At 66.2% G+C, this 18,714-nt stretch carries 16 protein-coding genes; 11 read left to right on the top strand and 5 right to left on the bottom strand.

Annotated features, from left to right (window positions below; genetic code table 11):
• Positions 1-228: 228 nt before the first annotated feature.
• A complete protein-coding gene (locus tag XF30_RS35055) occupies positions 229-2,565 on the top strand; it encodes a Tex family protein (RefSeq protein WP_109145240.1) in 2,337 nt (778 codons plus the stop codon).
• 25 nt (positions 2,566-2,590) lie between these two features.
• On the opposite strand, the gene XF30_RS35050 is transcribed toward XF30_RS35055, so the two are convergent.
• The gene (locus tag XF30_RS35050; protein WP_109145239.1) at positions 2,591-2,962 is read right to left on the bottom strand and encodes a response regulator transcription factor; all 372 of its coding nucleotides are present in this window, start codon (positions 2,960-2,962) and stop codon (positions 2,591-2,593) included.
• Positions 2,959-3,825, bottom strand: coding sequence for a S1C family serine protease (locus XF30_RS35045; protein ID WP_109145969.1), 867 nt, complete (start codon positions 3,823-3,825; stop codon positions 2,959-2,961). The genes XF30_RS35050 and XF30_RS35045 overlap by 4 nt, the downstream gene beginning before the upstream one ends.
• Positions 3,826-4,016: 191 nt before the next feature.
• Here XF30_RS35045 and XF30_RS35040 point away from each other — a divergent pair, with 191 nt between their 5' ends.
• The 4 genes from XF30_RS35040 to XF30_RS35025 all read left to right on the top strand — a co-directional run bounded on the left by XF30_RS35040 (position 4,017) and on the right by XF30_RS35025 (position 9,646).
• Positions 4,017-4,982 (top strand): VOC family protein, encoded by a 966-nt coding sequence (locus XF30_RS35040; protein WP_109145238.1) that lies wholly within the window; start codon positions 4,017-4,019, stop codon positions 4,980-4,982.
• A gap of 63 nt (positions 4,983-5,045) precedes the next feature.
• Positions 5,046-5,921 (top strand): dihydrodipicolinate synthase family protein, encoded by an 876-nt coding sequence (locus XF30_RS35035; protein WP_109145237.1) that lies wholly within the window; start codon positions 5,046-5,048, stop codon positions 5,919-5,921.
• Positions 5,922-6,088: 167 nt separating this feature from the next.
• Complete coding sequence (locus XF30_RS35030; RefSeq protein WP_036009668.1) at positions 6,089-7,195, top strand: S1C family serine protease; 1,107 nt, start codon at positions 6,089-6,091, stop codon at positions 7,193-7,195.
• Between the two features lie 126 nt (positions 7,196-7,321).
• A complete protein-coding gene (locus tag XF30_RS35025; protein ID WP_109145236.1) occupies positions 7,322-9,646 on the top strand; it encodes a xanthine dehydrogenase family protein molybdopterin-binding subunit in 2,325 nt (774 codons plus the stop codon).
• A gap of 212 nt (positions 9,647-9,858) precedes the next feature.
• On the opposite strand, the gene XF30_RS35020 is transcribed toward XF30_RS35025, so the two are convergent.
• The 3 genes from XF30_RS35020 to XF30_RS35010 are packed head-to-tail and all read right to left on the bottom strand — an operon-like array spanning position 9,859 to position 13,077.
• Positions 9,859-11,055 (bottom strand): acyl-CoA dehydrogenase family protein, encoded by a 1,197-nt coding sequence (locus XF30_RS35020; protein ID WP_057027761.1) that lies wholly within the window; start codon positions 11,053-11,055, stop codon positions 9,859-9,861.
• A 13-nt stretch (positions 11,056-11,068) separates the two neighbouring features.
• Entirely contained in the window at positions 11,069-12,217 is a 1,149-nt protein-coding gene (locus XF30_RS35015) for an acyl-CoA dehydrogenase family protein (protein WP_036009678.1), read from the bottom strand.
• Between the two features lie 5 nt (positions 12,218-12,222).
• A complete protein-coding gene (locus XF30_RS35010) occupies positions 12,223-13,077 on the bottom strand; it encodes an enoyl-CoA hydratase (protein ID WP_036028670.1) in 855 nt (284 codons plus the stop codon).
• A 143-nt stretch (positions 13,078-13,220) separates the two neighbouring features.
• Here XF30_RS35010 and XF30_RS35005 point away from each other — a divergent pair, with 143 nt between their 5' ends.
• The 6 genes from XF30_RS35005 to XF30_RS38760 all read left to right on the top strand — a co-directional run bounded on the left by XF30_RS35005 (position 13,221) and on the right by XF30_RS38760 (position 18,611).
• Positions 13,221-13,829, top strand: coding sequence for a LemA family protein (locus XF30_RS35005; protein WP_109145235.1), 609 nt, complete (start codon positions 13,221-13,223; stop codon positions 13,827-13,829).
• A gap of 131 nt (positions 13,830-13,960) precedes the next feature.
• Positions 13,961-14,875, top strand: a complete 915-nt coding sequence (locus XF30_RS34995; protein WP_036009682.1) for a TPM domain-containing protein — start codon at positions 13,961-13,963, stop codon at positions 14,873-14,875.
• A gap of 5 nt (positions 14,876-14,880) precedes the next feature.
• A complete protein-coding gene (locus tag XF30_RS34990; protein WP_036009684.1) occupies positions 14,881-15,378 on the top strand; it encodes a TPM domain-containing protein in 498 nt (165 codons plus the stop codon).
• A gap of 361 nt (positions 15,379-15,739) precedes the next feature.
• Complete coding sequence (locus XF30_RS34985) at positions 15,740-16,735, top strand: hypothetical protein (protein WP_192893481.1); 996 nt, start codon at positions 15,740-15,742, stop codon at positions 16,733-16,735.
• A 93-nt stretch (positions 16,736-16,828) separates the two neighbouring features.
• Positions 16,829-18,367 (top strand): hypothetical protein, encoded by a 1,539-nt coding sequence (locus XF30_RS34980; protein ID WP_109145233.1) that lies wholly within the window; start codon positions 16,829-16,831, stop codon positions 18,365-18,367.
• A gap of 79 nt (positions 18,368-18,446) precedes the next feature.
• Entirely contained in the window at positions 18,447-18,611 is a 165-nt protein-coding gene (locus tag XF30_RS38760) for a hypothetical protein (RefSeq protein WP_167361650.1), read from the top strand.
• Positions 18,612-18,714: the final 103 nt, after the last annotated feature.

Here is an 18,714-nt window from a genome sequence, read left to right as displayed (position 1 = left end):
CGGAGTGTTCGTTGGCCCGGCGGGAGCAAGCAGGCGCGGAACGCGGGGCCGATGTCAAGTCGCCGCGCCCCCACGAATGTGGCGAGATCGCATCGGTCGGGCAAAAAATCCTCTGTCGACGGTTGCGCACCGCACCTTGATGAATCAACCTTGGTTGGTCCATAAGCGGCGTCCCGCGGCCGGTGGTTCGCCCCTGCGCCCGCGTGCTTGGATTAGAGGGAATCTCGCGTGGCAAACATCAACCAGAAAATTGCGCAGGAGCTTGGGGTTCGCGCCGAGCAGGTCGAGGCGGCGGTGACGCTGCTCGACGGCGGCGCCACGGTTCCCTTCATCGCCCGCTACCGCAAGGAAGCGACCGGTGCGCTCGACGACGCGCAATTGCGCACTCTGGAGGAGCGCCTAGTTTACCTGCGCGAGCTCGAGGACCGCCGCAAGGCCATTCTCGAATCTGTCCGCGAGCAGGGCAAGCTCGATGCGGCGCTCGAGGCCTCGATTATGGCCGCTGACAGCAAGGCCCGCCTGGAGGACATCTATCTGCCGTTCAAGCCGAAGCGCCGTACCAAGGCGGAGATCGCCAAGGAAGCCGGCCTCGAGCCGCTCGCCAATCAGCTTATGGCTGAGCCCGGCAATGATCCGAAGGTCGTGGCGGAAGGCTTCATCAACGCCGAGAAGGGCGTCGCTGACGCCGCTGCCGCGCTCGACGGCGCCCGCGCCATCCTGGTCGAGCGCTTCGACGAGGACGCCGATCTGATCGGCGCCCTGCGCGAGGAGATGTGGACCAATGCGCGCATGGCCTCCAAGGTGCGCGACGGCAAGAAGACCGAGGGCGAGAAGTTCGCCGACTATTTCGATTTCTCCGAGCCGCTGACAAAACTGCCCTCGCACCGCATCCTCGCGATGTTCCGCGGCGAGAAAGAAGAAATTCTCGACCTGCAAATTCAGCCCGAGGCCGAGGCGCCGCCGCCGGGCGTGCCGAGCGCCTATGAATTGAAGATCATGAAGCGGTTCGGCATTGCCGATCTCAAGCGTCCCGGCGACCGCTGGCTGATCGATACCGTGCGCTGGGCCTGGCGCACCAAGATCCAGGTGCATCTCAATATCGATCTGCGCATGCGGCTGTGGAATTCGGCCGAGACCGAGGCCGTGCGCGTGTTCGCCTCGAACCTGCGTGACCTCCTGCTGGCCGCGCCCGCCGGCACCCGCGTCACCATGGGGCTCGATCCCGGCTACCGCACCGGCGTGAAGGTCGCCGTCGTCGATGCCACCGGCAAGGTGGTCGACACCACCGCGATCTATCCGCACGAGCCGCAGCGGCAATGGAACGAGTCGCTGGCGACGCTTGGCCGGCTCGCAATCAAGCACCGCGTCGAGCTGATTGCGATCGGCAACGGCACCGCCTCGCGTGAGACCGACAAGCTCGCCACCGAGCTGGTCAAGGGTCTGCCTGAGCTGAAGATGAACAAGATCGTGGTGTCGGAAGCCGGCGCGTCCGTCTATTCGGCCTCGGCCTTCGCCTCGGAGGAGCTGCCCGGCCTCGACGTCACCCTGCGCGGCGCGGTGTCGATCGCGCGGCGCCTGCAGGACCCGCTCGCCGAGCTCGTCAAGATCGAGCCGAAGGCGATCGGCGTCGGCCAGTATCAGCACGACCTCGGCCAGGCCAAGCTCGCCAAATCGCTCGATGCCGTGGTCGAGGATTGCGTGAACGCGGTCGGCGTCGACGTCAACACCGCCTCCGCGCCGCTGCTGGCGCGCGTGTCGGGTGTCGGCTCCGGCCTCGCCCAGAGCATCGTGGCGCATCGCGACGCCAATGGTCCGTTCAAGTCGCGCAAGGCGCTCAAGGACGTGCCGCGGCTCGGGCCGAAGGCGTTCGAGCAGTGCGCGGGCTTCTTACGCATCCTCGGCGGCGAGGATCCGCTCGATGCCTCCGGCGTGCATCCGGAGGCCTATCCCGTGGTGCGCCGGATTCTCGAGGCGACCAGGAGCGACATCAAGGCGCTGATCGGCAACAGCGACGTCGTGCGCACGCTGAAGCCGAAGGATTTCGTCGACGAGACCTTCGGTCTGCCGACGATCACCGACATCCTGCGCGAATTGGAAAAGCCCGGCCGCGACCCGCGCCCTGCGTTCAAGGCGGCGGTGTTCAAGGAAGGCGTCGAGGAGATCAAGGATCTCAAGAAGGGCATGATCCTCGAGGGCACCGTGACAAACGTCGCCGCCTTCGGCGCCTTCGTCGACATCGGCGTGCACCAGGATGGCCTCGTGCACATCTCGGCGATGTCGAAGACCTACATCAAGGACCCGCGCGAGGTGGTGAAGCCCGGCGACATCGTCAAGGTGAAGGTGCTGGACTTCGAGGTCGCCCGCAAGCGCATCTCGCTGACGCTGCGCCTCGACGACGAGGTCGGGCCTAAGAAGGACGCCCCCGGCATGCAGCGCGACAACAATCAGCGCAACGCAAGCCGCATGACGTCGTCTGCGCCGCGCAAGCAGGAATCTTCGGGCGGCGGCGCGCTCGCCGAAGCGCTGCGCCGCGCGGCGGAGAAGAACAACGGCAAGCGGGTGTAGCGGCTGAGCGGCGCCGTTAGGGCTGTCAAAGCTCGATCACGCCGCGGCGCGCCGCATGCGCCACCGCATCGGTGCGGCCGGTGGCGTCGAGCTTGTCGAGCAACGAGCCGACATGGAATTTCACGGTGTGCACGGAGATGCCGAGCTGCCGGGCGATCATCTTGTTGGAGGCGCCTTCGGCCATCAGCGCCAGCACGTCGAGCTCGCGCTGCGTCAGCGCGATGTCCGCAGGGCTGACACGTGGATCGCGGGCGATGATTGTCGCGGCGGCCTGCTCGCCGGGCGCGGCGAGGCGAAGCCCGGCGACATTGCCGAGCAGGGCCGCGAGGCGATCGGCGAGTGTGGGGTCGTCGATCTCCAGCGACAATACGATCTCGGCCGTCTTGTCCTCGCTCACGCCTCCGGCCTTTCGCCGACCGTGACCTTGAAGCTGACCGGCTCGCCGCCACGGTGCACGGCGACGTCGACCTCCGCGCCGACGCTTGCAGGTCCCAGCGTTCGCGACAGCTCGCGCACGCCCGACAACTTCTGGCCGTTGACCGCCACGATCACGTCGCCCTGGCGGATGCCGGCCGCGGCCGAAGGCCCGGCCTTGTCGACGTTCATCACCATTGCGCCGATGCCCTCGTCGAGCCGCACCGGCTGCAGTCCGAGGCCGAGATATCCGCGCGCGATGCGGCCGCGCGCCTCGAGCTGCGGCGCGACACGCTCGATCGTCGCGGTCGGGATCACCAGCACCCGCCGCGGTCCGAGCACGGCCATGCCGAAGGCTTCGCCCGACGCGTCGAGCGCGAGCCCGCCCTGCTGGCTGCCGCGCAGGCGGACGTCGAGCTCGATCCGCGCATCGATGTCGCCGCCGCGCAGGGAACGCCAGCTCTTTCCGGACGCCGACACCATCCCGAGCGCCGCGCTTGGTGTCTCCCGGTTGGTCGCGACCACGACCGACAATGCGCCCAGCGGCGGGAGGGTTGCGGCGAGCTTGACCGGCGCGACCGCGGCCTCAGTGCGCAGCAGCGCGATGTCGGTGGTGTGGTCGCGGCCGGCGATCGTGGCAGCGACCCGACTACCGTCGGCGAAGCCGATCTCGACCTCGCCCTCGTCGGCGAGGGCCTCATCGGCGGTGATGATCAGGCCGCTCTTCCAGGCGAAGCCGGTCGCGCGAGAACGATGCGAATGCACGGAGACGACGGACGGCGCGGTGCGCGCCACAATGTCCGCGAGCGCGGACGACAGTGAGGACAGGGGACTAAGATCAGTCATGGCGGGCTCCCGTAAGTTGTCCTCAATCTGGGATGCCGCGGGCGATTGCGAAACTGGCCGGGTGGCCAGGACCAGGACGGCCTCCGCAAGACCGCGACCGACGAACATGTGATTGGGAGCGCCTCACGGGAACGTGTAGCAATCCCAAAATTGGGCCATATGGCCTCAAGGATTTCCAGCGAGCCCGACCGATGACCATCGACTTGACCCGCCGCACCCTGCTGCAGCTCGCCGGCGCCACCTCGCTCGCCATGGCAGCCGCAGCCGCGGCCCGTGCCGAGGGCACAGCGCAGGGCGGCGGCCCGACCTTTGCCAGCCGTACGCCGATGCGCGTCGGCATGGTGACACTGCGGGTGAAGAGCCTCGACAAAGTCGCAGATTATTACCGCGATGTGATCGGGCTCACCGTGATGGAGCGCTCGGCGGCCACAGCCAAGCTCGGCACATCAGGCCTCACGCTGCTGGTGCTGGAGGCCCGGCCCGATGCCGCAATCGAGCCGCGCAACGCCGCCGGCCTCTACCACACCGCCTTCCTGATGCCGACGCGCAAGGATCTGGCGCGCTGGCTGGTTCATGCCGCCTCGCACCGCGTGCCGTTGTCGGGCTTTGCCGATCATCTCGTCTCCGAATCCGTCTATCTCGACGACCCCGAAGGCAACGGCATCGAGGTCTATGCCGACCGCGACCCCTCGCAATGGCAATGGAGCGAGGGCAGCGTGAAGATGGCGACCGACGAGCTCAACATTCCCGACCTGTTGTCGCTCACCAATACGCGCGTTCCCGATTATGCCAAGGCGCCGGACGGAATGCGCATCGGCCACATGCATCTGCGCGTCGGCGATCTCGCCCAGGCCGAGAGCTTCTATCACGGCACGGTCGGCCTCGACCCGACTCGTCGCCGCAGCGGCGCGGCGTTCCTGGCGTCGGGCCGCTATCACCATCACCTCGGCATGAATGTCTGGCAGAGCCAGGGCGCCGGCCAGCGCGACGAGTCCACGACCGGTCTTGCCTGGTTCTCGCTGGTGATGGCGAAGCCGGAGCTGCTCGCCGCGCAGGAAGAACGGCTGCGCAAAGGCGGTGTGAAGGTCACGGCGCTTGCGGATGGGGTGGAGGCGATCGATCCCTGGGGCACGCGGGTGCGTCTGCTCAGGGTTTGATCGCCGGCGCCGGCATTGGTAATAGCCGTCAGCCGCAAACCAATCGACCGGGATCCGCGCCGCATGTCCGAATTCCACGGTGTCTTTCCGTATCTCGTCTCGCCCATCGATGCCGACGGCACGGTGCGAACCAACGTGCTGGCAAAACTCTGCGACGACCTGATCGGCGCCGGCGTGCACGGGCTGACGCCGTTGGGCTCGACCGGCGAATTCGCTTACCTAAACGCCGCGCAACGTACGGCGGTCGTGCAGACCACGATTGAGGCCGCGCAGGGCCGCGTGCCTGTTATCGCCGGCGTCGCCTCGACCGCGACGGCGGATGCGGTGGCGCAGGCGAAAGCCTGCCAGAAGTGTGGGGCCGACGGCATCCTTGCGATTTTGGAGGCGTATTTCCCGCTGGCCGATGCGCAGGTCGAATCCTATTTCCGCGCCATTGCCGATGCCGTCGACATTCCCGTCGTCATCTACACCAATCCGCAATTCCAGCGCTCCGATCTCACGCTCGACGTCATCGCGCGCCTCGCCGAGCATCCGCGCATCGGCTACATCAAGGATGCCTCGACCAACACCGGTCGGCTGCTATCGATCATGAACCGCTGCGGGGACTCCTTGCGCGTGTTCTCCGCCTCCGCCCACATTCCGGCGGCGGTGATGCTGATCGGCGGCCGCGGCTGGATGGCGGGACCTGCCTGCATCACCCCGCGCCAGAGCGTGATGCTCTACGATCTATGCACGGCCGGCCGCTGGGACGAGGCCATGGCGCTGCAGCGGCGGCTGTGGCGGATCAACGAAGCCTTCGCCCGTTTCAATCTCGCGGCGTGCATCAAGGCCGGCCTTGCGATCCAGGGCTATGACGTCGGCGGCCCCGTCCCGCCGCAGGCGCCACTGACGGCGGATGCGCGCAAAATCGTGGAAACGGCGCTGCGCGAGCTGGAATAGCTCGCCACGCGGCAATATGCCCCGGCATCCGTGCCGGGCGCAAAATGGTCCATACCTGACCGAGAAACTTCCGCGCGTTTGCGACGTTGCTGCGTAAGCGAGATCCTGCCACTTCATGCATGTGCATCTCACAGCCCGCATTCAGCACAAGACACGGTGATCACCCAATGAATCGTCGCTATGCGATTGCCGCGGCAGCCTTCGCCGCCCTGCTGGTCGCGGTCACGGCCGCGAAGATCCTGCATGTCCCCGTCTCGTATGTCCCATGGGCCGCGCCCTCCGCACGTGCCGTCGAGCAGCGCGGGCCGCTGTGGGACGGCGAGAAGGCAACCATCGACATCTTCGAGCGCGTATCGCCGTCGGTCGTTCAGGTTGCGGCCAAGTCGGCGGCAAGTCCCCTCATGGGCGAGGAGAGCCAGGCCGGCGGCGGTGCTTCCGGCACGGGATTTGTCTGGGACCGCGACGGCCACCTGGTGACGAACAATCATGTTGTCGCCAATGGCGGCGAGATCGCCGTGCGCTTTGCCTCGGGTGAGGTGGCCCAGGTCGACCTGGTCGGCACGGCGCCCAATTACGATCTCGCGGTGTTGCGCATCCGCAGCGTGCGCCAGCTTCCAGCGCCGATCGCTCTCGGCAGTTCGAGCGACCTGAAAGTCGGACAATCCGCTTTCGCGATCGGCAATCCCTTCGGGCTGGATCAGTCGATGACTTCCGGCATCATCAGCGCGCTCAAGCGACGGCTCCCGACCCATGGCGGCCGCGAGATCGCCAACGTCATCCAGACCGATGCCGCGATCAATCCCGGCAATTCGGGCGGGCCGCTATTGGATTCCGCCGGCCGGCTGATCGGCGTCACCACGGCGATCATCTCGCCGTCCGGATCGAACGCCGGCATCGGCTTCGCGGTCCCGGTCGACGTCGTGAACCGGATCGTCCCTGAGCTGATCCGCAACGGCCGCGTGCCGACGCCAGGCATCGGCATCGTGGCCGCCGGCGAGGATGTGTCGACCCGGCTTGCTGTCGAAGGGGTGATCGTGGTCCGGACGGCCCCCGGCAGTCCTGCCGAGCGGGCGGGGATTCGCGGTGTCAACTTTTCCACGGGAGCGGTCGGAGACATCATCACCGCGGTGGAAGGCAAGCCGGTGCGGCGCCTTGCCGACCTGACCGATGCGCTCGAGCAGGCCGGGGCCGGAAAGACCGTTCGGCTCACGGTCAAGCGCGGCTCGGACACCCGTGACGTGAATGTGAGCATTGTCGATATCGACAGGTCCTAGCCGCCCAATCCGCGCCTGCAAGGGGCCCTGACGCGCATTGCAGATGCGCCGGGGCTCGGTTGTCTGGCGCGCAAAATCGGTTAAAACCGCCGCCGTCGTTTTTCCCGATCTCGAGGATACAGCGGAATGAACATTCTTCCCGGCAATTTGCGTTTCGGAGCGGGGCAGCCCGTCAAGCGTTTGGAAGACCAGAGGCTGCTCACCGGGAAGGGACAGTTCATCGACGACAAGCCGGCCGACGGCGCGCTGTGGTTGCACGTGCTGCGCTCGCCGCACGCCCACGCCAAGATCGTCTCGATCGACACCAGCGCCGCGGCTTCGATGCCGGGCGTTGCCGCGATCTACACCGGCGCGGACTTGGTCAAGGACGACATCGGCACCATCCCGACGCTGAACATCTTCAAGCGCCCGGACGGCAAGCCGATGACCGTGCCGCCGCGCCGGCTGCTCGCCCACGAGGTCGTCCGCTACGCCGGCGAGGCCGTGGCCGCGGTGGTGGCGTCATCGCGCGTGGAGGCGCAGAGCGCGGCCGAGGCGATCGCGGTCGAATACGATGTGCAGCCCGCGGTGGTCGATCCCGTCGAGGCGGTGAAATCAGGCGCGCCCGTGGTGTGGCCGGAGGCGCCCGACAACATCGTCGGCGCCATGAGCTACGGCGATGCCGCTAAGGTCGACGAGGCCTTTGCCAAGGCGGCGCACACCGTCGAGCTCGATATCGTCAGCCAGCGTCTCGTTCCGTCCGCGATGGAGCCGCGCTCGACCATTGCCGAGATCGACAAGAAGTCCGGCCGTCTCCTGCTGCACGTGCAGTCGCAGACGCCGGCCTCGACCCGCGACGTGCTGGCGGAAGCCGTGCTCAAGCGTCCCAAGGACAGTGTCCGCGTGCTGGTCGGCGACATCGGCGGCGGCTTCGGCCAGAAGACCAATCTCTATCCCGAGGACGGCATCGTCGCCTATGCCGCGACCAAGCTGAACAAGAAGATCCGCTGGCGCGGCGACCGCACCGACGAGTTCGTCGGCGGTACCCACGGCCGTGATCTCACGTCCACGGCGTCCTTCGCGCTGGATGAGAAGGGCAAGGTGCTGGCCTATCGCGTCAAGTCGATCGGCTGCACCGGGGCCTATTCCTCGGGCGCGGCCAACATCATCCCGCTGGTGCTCGGGCCGTTCGTACAGACCGGTGTCTACGACCTGCCGCTGGTGCACTTCGAGGTGCAGTCGGTGATGACCCACACCGCGCCGGTCGGGGCCTATCGTGGCGCCGGCCGCCCTGAGGCGGTGTTCATCGTCGAGCGCCTGTTCGACGCCGCTGCGCGAAAAATCGGCATGGATCCGCGCGCGATCCGCAAAGCCAATTACATCAAACCGGCGCAGCTGCCCTACACCAATGCGGCCGGCCAGGTCTACGATTCCGGCGCCTTCGCGCACATGCTCGACCGCGCCGTGAAGCTCGCTGACTGGGACGGCTTTGCCGCGCGCAAGAAGGCCGCGAAGAAGAAGGGCCTGCTCTACGGCCGCGGACTCACCTCCTACATCGAGTGGACCGGCGGCCGCGCCCACACCGAGAAGGTCACGCTGCAAGCGACCTCGCAAGGCCGCGTTGTGCTGCATTCCGGCACGATGGCGATGGGGCAGGGGCTGCAGACCACCTACACCCAGATGATCTCCGACACGCTCGGCATTGCCATGGACAAGATCGACGTGGTGCAGGGCGACACCGATCTTGCCATGGGCTTCGGCAGCGTCGGCTCGCGGTCGCTGTTTGTCGGCGGCACCGCGGTTGCGGTCTCCTCGAATGACTTGATTCAGAAGGCGCGCGAGAAGGCCGCGAACGTGCTGGAGACTTCGGTCGAGGATATCGAATATCAGGGCGGCATGCTCACCGTGGTCGGCACCGACCGCCGCATCAGCCTGTTCGATCTCGCCGAGAAGGAGAGCGGCGCCAGGCTCAGCGTCGATTCCGAAGGCGAGGTCGACGGTCCCAGCTGGCCGAACGGCACGCATATCTGCGAGGTCGAGATCGACCCCGAGACCGGCGTCTCCAAGGTCGTGCGCTACACCACGGTCGACGACGTCGGCGTCGCCGTGAACCCGATGCTGGTGACCGGGCAGATCCATGGCGGTGTCGCGCAGGGCATCGGCCAGGCGCTATATGAAGGCGTGTCGTATGATGCCGACGGCCAGCTGCTGACCGCGAGCTACCAGGATTACTGCATCCCGCGCGCCGACGACGTGCCGCCGATCGTGGTGACGCTGGACGATTCCGCGCCCTGCCGCACCAATCCGCTCGGCGCCAAGGGCTGCGGCGAATCCGGCGCCATCGGCGGCCCGCCCTGCGTCACCAACGGCGTGATGGACGCACTCGCCGAGCTCGGCATCACCCAGCTGAACACGCCCCTGACGCCGCAGAAGATCTGGCAGGCGATCCGGGACGCGAAGGCGGCGGGGTAAGTGCGCTAGCTGTTGCGCAGGCTATTGCACCAAACTCAGCTCGTCGTCCCGGGGCGCGCAAAGCGCGAGCCCGGGACCCATAACCACAGAAGTGGTTGTCGTGCGAAGCTGGCAACTCCGAGTCCCCATAACCACATCTTCCTGTGGTTATGGGTCCCCGCCTTCGCGGGGACGACACCGAGCGAGCGGCTCTATCCACGCCAGCCCGCCCGTCAAATCCCCAGCATCATCTTCGCGATAATATCCCGCTGGATTTCCGAGGTACCGCCGAAGATGGTGTAGGCGCGGCCGTTGAGATATTCCGGCATCACCGTCAGCATCTCCTCAGGCGTCGCCGGCTCGTGGTTGAGCCTGTAGAGCGGGCGCATCGGCTCGACGGCGAGGGCGTCGTGGCCGATCACGTCGGCTCCCAACCGCGTCACGGCCTGGCGGATCTCGCTGTTGCGCAGCTTCAGGATCGACGACACCGCGCCGGGATTCTGGCCGGTCTGGAGTGCCGAGAGCACGCGTAGCTCCGTCATCTCGAGCGCGTCGATGTCGACCTCGACCTCGGCAATCCGCGTCGCGATGTCGGGGCTGTCGATGGCGCGGCCCGTGAGGTCGGACTCGGCAAGATCGGCAACCGCCTTCAATCCTTCGCGCAGCTTGGCCGAGGCGATGCCCGCGCCGCGCTCGAACTCGAGCAGATATTTGCCGTAGGTCCAGCCCTTGCCTTCCTCGCCGACGCGGTTGGCGACGGGCACGCGGACGTCGTCGAAGAACACCTGGTTGACCTCGTGGTCGCCGCCGATGGTGAGGATGGGACGGATGGTGATGCCCGGCGTCTTCATGTCGATCAGGATGAAGCTGATGCCGTCCTGCTGCCGCGGCCCATCGCTGGTGCGCACCAGCGCGAACATGCGGTTGGCGTGATGGGCGTGCGTGGTCCAGATCTTGGTGCCGTTGATGATGTAGTCGTCGCCGTCGCGCACCGCGCGCGTCTTGAGGGACGACAGATCTGAGCCGGAGCCCGGCTCGGAATAGCCCTGGCACCAATAATCCTCGCCGGAGAGAATCCGCGGCAGGTAGAAATTCTTCTGCTCGGGGCTGCCGAAGCCGATGATGACGGGCCCGACCATCTTCACGCCCATCACGTTGACGTTGGGCACGCCGGCGCGGGCGCATTCAGTCTCGAAGATCCAGCGCTGCGCCGGCGTCCAGTCGGGGCCGCCATATTCGACCGGCCAGCCCGGCGCGCCCCAGCCTTGGGCGTGCAGCGCTCGCTGCCAAGCCATGCCGATGTCGGGATCGGAGAACACCGATGGCGTCAGCGCGGTCGCGCGCTTCATTTCCTCGGTGAGATTCTTGGCGATGAAGCCGCGCACCTCGCTCTGGAAGGCGCGCTCCTCGGCATTGAACGACAGGTCCATGGTGCGCTCCTTGTTAAGCAGAGATGGCCCTGCGGCTCAGCTCGGCGTGGCGGGCATAGTGATGCGCGCTGCCGCCGAACAGCGTGTCGAACGCGACGAGGCGCTTGAAATAGGCGCCGACCTCAAGCTCCTCGGTGACGCCCATGCCGCCATGGAGCTGGATCGACTGCTCGCCGACGAAGCGCGCGCATTTGCCGATCTTCGCCTTCGCGCCCGAGGCTGCCCGGGCACGCTCGATCGGCGCGCTATCGGCCTTCAACGCCGCGCGCAGCGCCATCGAGCGGGCCTCGTCCACCTGCATCGCCATGTCGGCGAGGCGGTGGCGGATCACCTGGTTGGCGGAGAGCGGCCGGCCGAATTGTTTTCGGATCTTGGTGTAGTCGAGCGTGGTGTCGAGCAGCGTCTGCATGATGCCGACAGCTTCCGCACCGAGCGCGGCCATGGCGCGATCGATCGCCCATTCGATCGCGGGCACGGCGTCGCTGCCGTCGCCGAGCAGGGCGTCTTCCGGCAGATGCGCGTCGAACAGCTCAATGTTGCAGGCGCGTCCGCCGCCGAGACGCGGATAATCACTGATGACGAGGCCTGACGTCGTCGCCTGCACGAGGAACAGGCCGATCCGGCCCGAGGGGCCCCGATGATCGTGGATATGGGCGGAGACGATGATCTCGTCGGCGGCATGTCCGTCGAGCACGGCGATCTTGCTGCCGGAAAGGCGCCAGCCTTGTCCGGTCTTGTTGGCGCTGGTCGTGACCTTGGCAAGATCGAACCGGGCGGCGCGCTCCGAATGCGCCAGGGCAAGCTTCAGTGATCCGTCCGCCACCTTGGGCAGGCTCGCCTGCTTCTGCTCGCTGGTGCCGCATCTGGCGATCAGCGCGGCCCCGAGCACGACTGTTGCGACATAAGGTTCAGAAACCAGGCCCCGGCCGAAGGCCTCCATCAAGATGCCGATGTCGACCGCGCCGCCGCCGAGCCCGCCGAACTCTTCCGGAAGCGGCAGCGCCAGCCAGCCGAGCTCGGCGAATTGCTTCCAAACGGCCGGGCTGAAGCCGAGCGGATCATTCGCGATTCTGCGGCGGTGCTCCGCATCGTAGCTTTCGGCCACGAATCGTTCCGCGCTCTCGCGCAGCAACTTTTGCTCGTCACTGAGATTGAGATCCATCGCGTCTACTCCGCGGCGGCCGGCGGCTTGCGCACGGAGGGATGCAGGCCGGATGGATCGACGATCATGCCGAACTCCTGGAGATTGTGCGCGTGGCAGAGCTGATGCAGCGCGAAGGCCTGGTCGATCGCGGCCGGCTGGCCCATGACGTCGACCGAGCGGTTGACCGCCTCCTTGGTCAGCTTCAGCGCGAAGGACGGTTTTGTCGCGATCCTTCGCGCCAGCTCCAGCACGCGCGACGAGAGCTCGGCGCGCGGCACGATTTGGTTGACCATGCCGAGCTGGTGCGCCTCCTGCGCGCTCCAGCTGTCGGCGGTGAACAGGAACTCCTTGGCCTTGCGAGGTCCCAGCTCCCAGGGATGCACGAACCATTCGACGCCGCACACGCCCATGGTGACGACGGGATCGCAGAACTGCGCATCGTCGCTGGCGACGATGAGATCGCAGGCCCAGGCCAGCATCAAGCCGCCGGCGATGCACTTGCCATGCACCTCGGCAATGGTGGGCTTTGCCAGATTGCGCCAGCGCCGGGTGATCTGGAGATAAATCTCCTGCTCGCGGGCGAACCGGCCATGGGCGTTCGGCTCGGCGAAACCGCCCCAATTTCCAATCGGCGGGAAATCGACCCCTGCGGTATTCTTGTCTCCGGGGCGCAGGTCGTGGCCGGAGGAGAAGTGCGGGCCGTTCCCGGCGAGAATGATCACCTTGACCGCATCGTCCTGCACCGCCGCGTCGAAGGCGGCGTTGAGGTCGTAGGTCATTTGCAGGTTCTGCGCGTTGCGCGCCTCGGGCCGGTTCATCACGACACGGACGATCGCCGGCTCAGGCCGTTCCACGAGGATGGTCTCGAACGAGGACATCGCGTTCCCCCTGGTGTTTCCGCTCTTGTTTTGCCGGAGTTGACTATGTCGGCCGGTGCGAGGCAAGAGGCTTGCGTCAGCCTGCTGCTTTTCTCAGGCGCGCAATCTGATAGTTTGCGCCGGATTCCACCGGGAGAAATTTAATGCGCAAGATCCTGACCGTGCTGGCCGCCCTGGCCTCGCTGAGCCTGACCAATTGCGGCTACAACGCGATCCAGAGCGAGGACGAACAGATCAAGGGCAATTGGTCCGAGGTCGTGAACCAGTATCAGCGCCGCGCCGATCTCGTGCCCAATCTCGTCAACTCGGTGAAGGGCTTTGCCCAGCAGGAGAAGGACGTGCTGCTCGGCGTGACCAATGCACGCGCCAAGGTCGGCAGCATCCAGGCGACGCCGGAGGTGCTGAACGATCCCGCCGCGTTCCAGAAATTCCAGGCCGCCCAGGGCGAGCTCTCCAGCGCGCTGTCGCGCCTCCTGGTCGTGACCGAGAACTATCCGCAGCTGAAGTCCGATGCCCTGTTCAAGGATTTGATGTCGCAGCTCGAGGGCACCGAGAACCGCATCACGGTGGCGCGCAACCGCTACATCAAGGCGGTGCAGGACTATAACGTCACCGTCCGCTCGTTCCCGACCAATCTCACCGCGATGGCGTTCGGCTACAAGGAGAAGCCGAACTTCACGGTCGAGAACGAGAAGGCGATCTCTACCGCGCCGAAGGTGGACTTTAACGCGGCGCCGGCGCCGTCGAAGTAAGCGCGTCGTTTCGAATGCGCGCCCCACACTCCGCTGTCATTCCCCGCGAAGGCGGGGAATCCAGTACGCCGCAGCCTCTCCGCATCCCACGGGCGTCTCTGGAATACTGGATCGCCCGGTCAAGCCGGGCGATGACAGCGAGGATTTGGTGGGCGCATCGAGCGATCGCCTCTTTTGTGTTCGCCATCGCCCTCCTCCTCACCTTTGCCTTCCCCTCCCATGCCGACGTCGCCGTCCCCCAGCTCACCGGCCGTGTCGTCGATCAGACCGGCACGCTCTCCAGCAGCGACATCGCCACGCTCACGCAAAAGCTGCGCGACTTCGAAAACCGCAAGGGCAGCCAGATCGCTGTCCTGATCGTCGCGACCACGCAGCCGGAGACGATCGAGCAATTCTCGATTCGCGTCGCGGAGGCCTGGAAGATCGGTCGCAAGAAGGTCGACGACGGCGCGATTCTCGTCGTCGCCAAGAACGACCGGCATTTGCGCATCGAGGTCGGCTACGGTCTCGAAGGCGTGCTCACCGACGTCACCTCTCGGCGCATCATCGACGAGGCGATCACCCCCAAGTTCAGGAGTGGCGATTTCGCCGCGGGCATCAGCGCAGGCGTGGACCGCATGTTGCGGGTGATCGACGGCGAGCCGCTGCCGTCACCCTCGCGCAGCGTCAACTTCGCCCACAATAGTCTGGATGATCTGGCGCCGGTGTTTGCGGTGGCGCTGTTTGCCTCGATCGGCGTCGGCGGGTTCTTCCGCGCCATCCTGGGGCGGCTGCTCGGATCATTGGTGACCGGGGGCATCATCGCAGCGGTAACCTGGCTCATTCTCGGCTCCGCGGCGCTCGCGGCGGCTGTCGGCATCCTCGGCTTCATCGTCGGATTCATCGCCGATCTGTTTTCGGCGATCACGCCGGGCACGGGCCGCTCGCGCGGCGGCTCGTGGTCGAGCGGCTCCTCCGGCGGATGGAGTAGCGGATCGTCGAGTAGCGGCGGCTTCAGCGGCGGCGGCGGCAGTTTTGGCGGCGGCGGCGCCTCGGGGAGCTGGTAGCGATCATGAGCATCAAGCGCATTGCCCGACATCTCGTGCAGCATCACTGGCGGGCGAAGCAGATCTTTCCGCAAGCGGTGCTCGACCGCATCGAGCAGGCGATCAAGCGCGGCGAAGCCACCCATTCCGGCCAGGTCCGCTTCGTCGTCGAAGGGGCGCTCGACGGCGGCCCGCTGTTCCGCAACCAGCCGGCCCGCGAGCGCGCGCTCGACGTGTTCTCGCATCTGCGTGTCTGGGACACCGCCCACAACAATGGCGTTCTAATCTATCTCCTGCTCGCGGACCGCGACGTCGAGATCATCGCCGATCGCGGCATCGACGCGAAGGTCGGCGCGGAGGGTTGGGAGACGATCTGTCGCGCGATAGAGGCCGAGTTCAGATCGGGCCGGTTCGAACGCGGCGTGATCAGTGGCATCGAGGCCGTCTCGCGCGAAATGGCAAAGCATTTTCCTAAGCAAGGGCCGCATGCGAACGAGCTGCCGGATGCTCCCGTCGTGATGTGACGGATAGTGATTTGATCGGAGCGCGCGCGGCGCGCTCCGTCATTGCGAGGAGCCCTTGCGACGAAGCAATCCAGACTGCCTCCGCGGAGAGACTCTGGATCGCTTCCGCCCTCGCCAAGGCTTCGGCGGACCAGTCCTGCGCTCGCAATGACGCCATGGGGAGCCATTCCGCCCCCGTTCATCTTCCCCCGATTACGAACTGTTTCACGCCCGCCACACCGGTTCCACTTTCCCGGCCCAATTCGGCCCCGGATGAATTCCTAAAATTTCGGTAAGCGGGTCCCGAGGTAAGGATTTCGCAAGCAATGAAAGTTACCAAAAGGTCAACCGAGACTGGAGTATTTGAGCCGTGAGCGAACCAATGCCCGAGCAGGCTGCCCAGGATTCCGCTGCCATCGACGCGGCAGCGCCGCAGGCCATCGAGGCTGCCGCGGGTATCGAGGCCCCCTCGATCGCCCCCGACCACGAAGCGCCGCCCAAGCCCGATCCGGTCAAGGCGGACGCCCCGAAGATTGAGCCGCCGCGGATCGAAGTGCCGAAGTTTGAAGCCAAGACTGACGCCAAGACTGACGCCAAAGCTGAGGCCAAGCCTGAGCCGAAGCACGGCAAGCTCATCGTCATGCCGCCCGCCGACCGCGCCTGGGAGCGCGAGGAGTTCGCCCCGCATGGGAAGGCCGACGAGCCGCGCGAGTCCGGCAGCAAGCGCCGGCTGTCGGCGATGACCGCGGTGGTGGCGATTGCCGCCAGCGTCGGCGCGATCAGCGGCGCGCTTGCGACCGCCGGCATGATGCGTTTCGCCGCACCCGCCCCGGCTCCGGTCCAGGTCGCCGATACCAGCGCGCTGGATGCGTCCGTGGCGCGGATCGACGCCGACCTCGTCGCCCTGAAGGCCAATGTCGAGCAGAGCTCGAAGACCGGCCTCACCCAGTTCAACCGGGCCAACGACCGCCTGGACAAGCTCGAAAAGGCGCAGGCCGAGCCGTTGGCCAGGATCGCAAAGCTGTCCGAGGCCGTCGACAAGCTCCGCGCCACGCCGCCCGCCGCGCCTGCGCAGGCCGCTGCAGCGGTGCCCAAGGAGACCACCGGCTCGATCGCGCCGACGCAGGTCGCGACCGCGGCGGCCGCACCGGTCCCAGCGCCCGCAGCTCCCAAGACCGAAGTTGGGCGTCTGCCGACGATCGAAGGCTGGCGGCTGCGCAGCGCCGGCAATGGCGGCGCGCTGATCGAGGGCCGCGACGGCCTCTACGAGGTCTATCCCGGCGACCCCATCCCCGGCGTCGGCCGTGTCGATGCGATCCGCCGCCAGGATGGCCGCTGGGTGGTCGTCACCTCGAGGGGGCTGATCACCGGACGCTGAGCGTCCGATATCCGACTTTCGAAGAGGCGCTTCACTGCGATGTGAGGCGCCTTTTTGCTTGAATAGGTGTCCCTGCGCGGTGTTACCTCAGGCATGGGCCGCGCCTTGCGAATTCTCGTTGCTGCCGCCGCATTGCTGGGCGGTGTGGTTTCGCTGTTCGCAGCGGAGAATGCCGCGCTGACGCGCGGCACCGCGATTACCGATCCCGATCTCCTGCGCAAGCTCGACCAGAACAACACGCTGACGATCTCGCGTCTTTTGTCGCCGGAGCGGAATTCGGACGTCCCGCTCACGACCGAGCCGATGTTCGCCTCGCTGCCGCAGCTGAAAGACATTCTGCCCGCGATCGATGCGGAATTCGACCGCTATATCGCATGGTTCAGGGCGACCTATCCGGGCGAGACCATCGGCGTCGGCGAGGGTTTCGACGTACAATTGTTCGATCGGGCCAATCTGAAATCGCGCGAGGCGCGCTTCGTGCTGGCCGGCATCGTCAATCGCATGGATCGTGCCTATGTCTCGGAAGAGTCCTGTGGCGAGATCCGGCTGATCTATCGTCTGGCGCGCTTCGACAGCGGGCCGAATGGCGGCAAGACCGCAACGCGCCTGCCGATGACATTCAACCTCGTGATGAAGGCGCGCGATGGGCGCCAGACGGATGCGAACGGCAAGCCGATCAGCTGCGCCGAGATCGCGCGGCGCTGGCTCGACAATGGCGACTGGCAGGGCTTGATCGGCGGTCGCGCTCCGCCTGACGACGCCATGCTCGACAGCATCGAGACCAACATCCAGGTCTCGGTCGCGCCGAAATCGGCGCTGCACGATTTCCGCTCCGACTATCTTCTCAAGGTGTTCAAGTACAATGCCGCCACCAGGACATTCGTGGAATCGACGCTGGAGAACCAGATCGACCGCGATCGCATTCTTGCCGACGATGCGCTGCGGCGCGACTTCAAGGCGTGGCTGCTCGCGCCGGAGAACTTACGCGCGTTCGATCGCGGCACCGTGTTGATCCCGGAGAAATTCCTGGCCAGGGCCGCAATCGTGCCGACCCCCGCCGGCCTCGACGCCTCGGCGTTGCAGCCGGAGTTCGGCATGATGCAGGGGGAGGGCAAAGGCGATCCCGTCTTCACCGACAATGACGTGGTCGGCGCGCTGAAGCAGGCGGCGGCACGCGGCCTCGACATGCAGAACGTCCGTTCGGTCGCAGGTTTCCAGCGCCGGCTCAACGACGTCACCTGCACCGGCTGTCACCAGACCCGTGGCATCGGCGGCTTCCATTTCCCGGGCGTCGATTGGCTTGCGGACAGACCGTCGAATGCCGCCATCGTGGCGGCCTCGCCACACTTCTTCGGCGACCAGCTCCGCCGCCGCGACATCCTGACTGCGTTCGCGGCCGGAAAGATCCCTGATTTCTCACGCGGATTTGCCAGTCGGCCGCAGACCCGCGGCAGTCGCGAGCTCGCCGGCAGCGAATATCAGGACGGCTGGGGCGCGCATTGTTCCCTGCAAGATCCGGGATCGGGAACGCCGGACAGGAGTTTTACGTCATGGAGCTGTGCTAGCGGTCTGACCTGCCAGGCCGCCGCGGCCTCGCGCCGCATCGGCATGTGCTTCATCAAGACGCGTTAGCGCGTGATCCAGGAAAAGTGTGGAGCGGTTTTCCGAAGGATCACGCGCAAGGTAAAGTCTCAAGCGATTTGGATGACCCATGACGGATACCGGCAACGCCAACAAGGCGCGCAATCGCGAGATCGCGCGGAACGAGGAAGTCAAGCAGGTCACCGGCAGCGCCCGCGTCAGCATCTGGGCCGTCGCGGTGGCCGTCATCATCGGCGGAATTCTGTTCACGCTGGGCTGGCTGTCGCTGAGGTGAGCTTGCTTACCTCTCCCCGCTTGCGGGGAGAGGTCGAATTCGATCGCAGATCGAATTCGGGTGAGGGGTACAGGTCCCTCGACGAACTCACATGTGGAAAGAA

This window comes from Bradyrhizobium sp. SUTN9-2, from assembly GCF_003122645.1.
Taxonomy (GTDB): domain Bacteria; phylum Pseudomonadota; class Alphaproteobacteria; order Rhizobiales; family Xanthobacteraceae; genus Bradyrhizobium; species Bradyrhizobium yuanmingense.
Note: the sequence above shows the minus strand (reverse complement) of the source record. Positions and strands in the feature narration are given on the sequence as shown.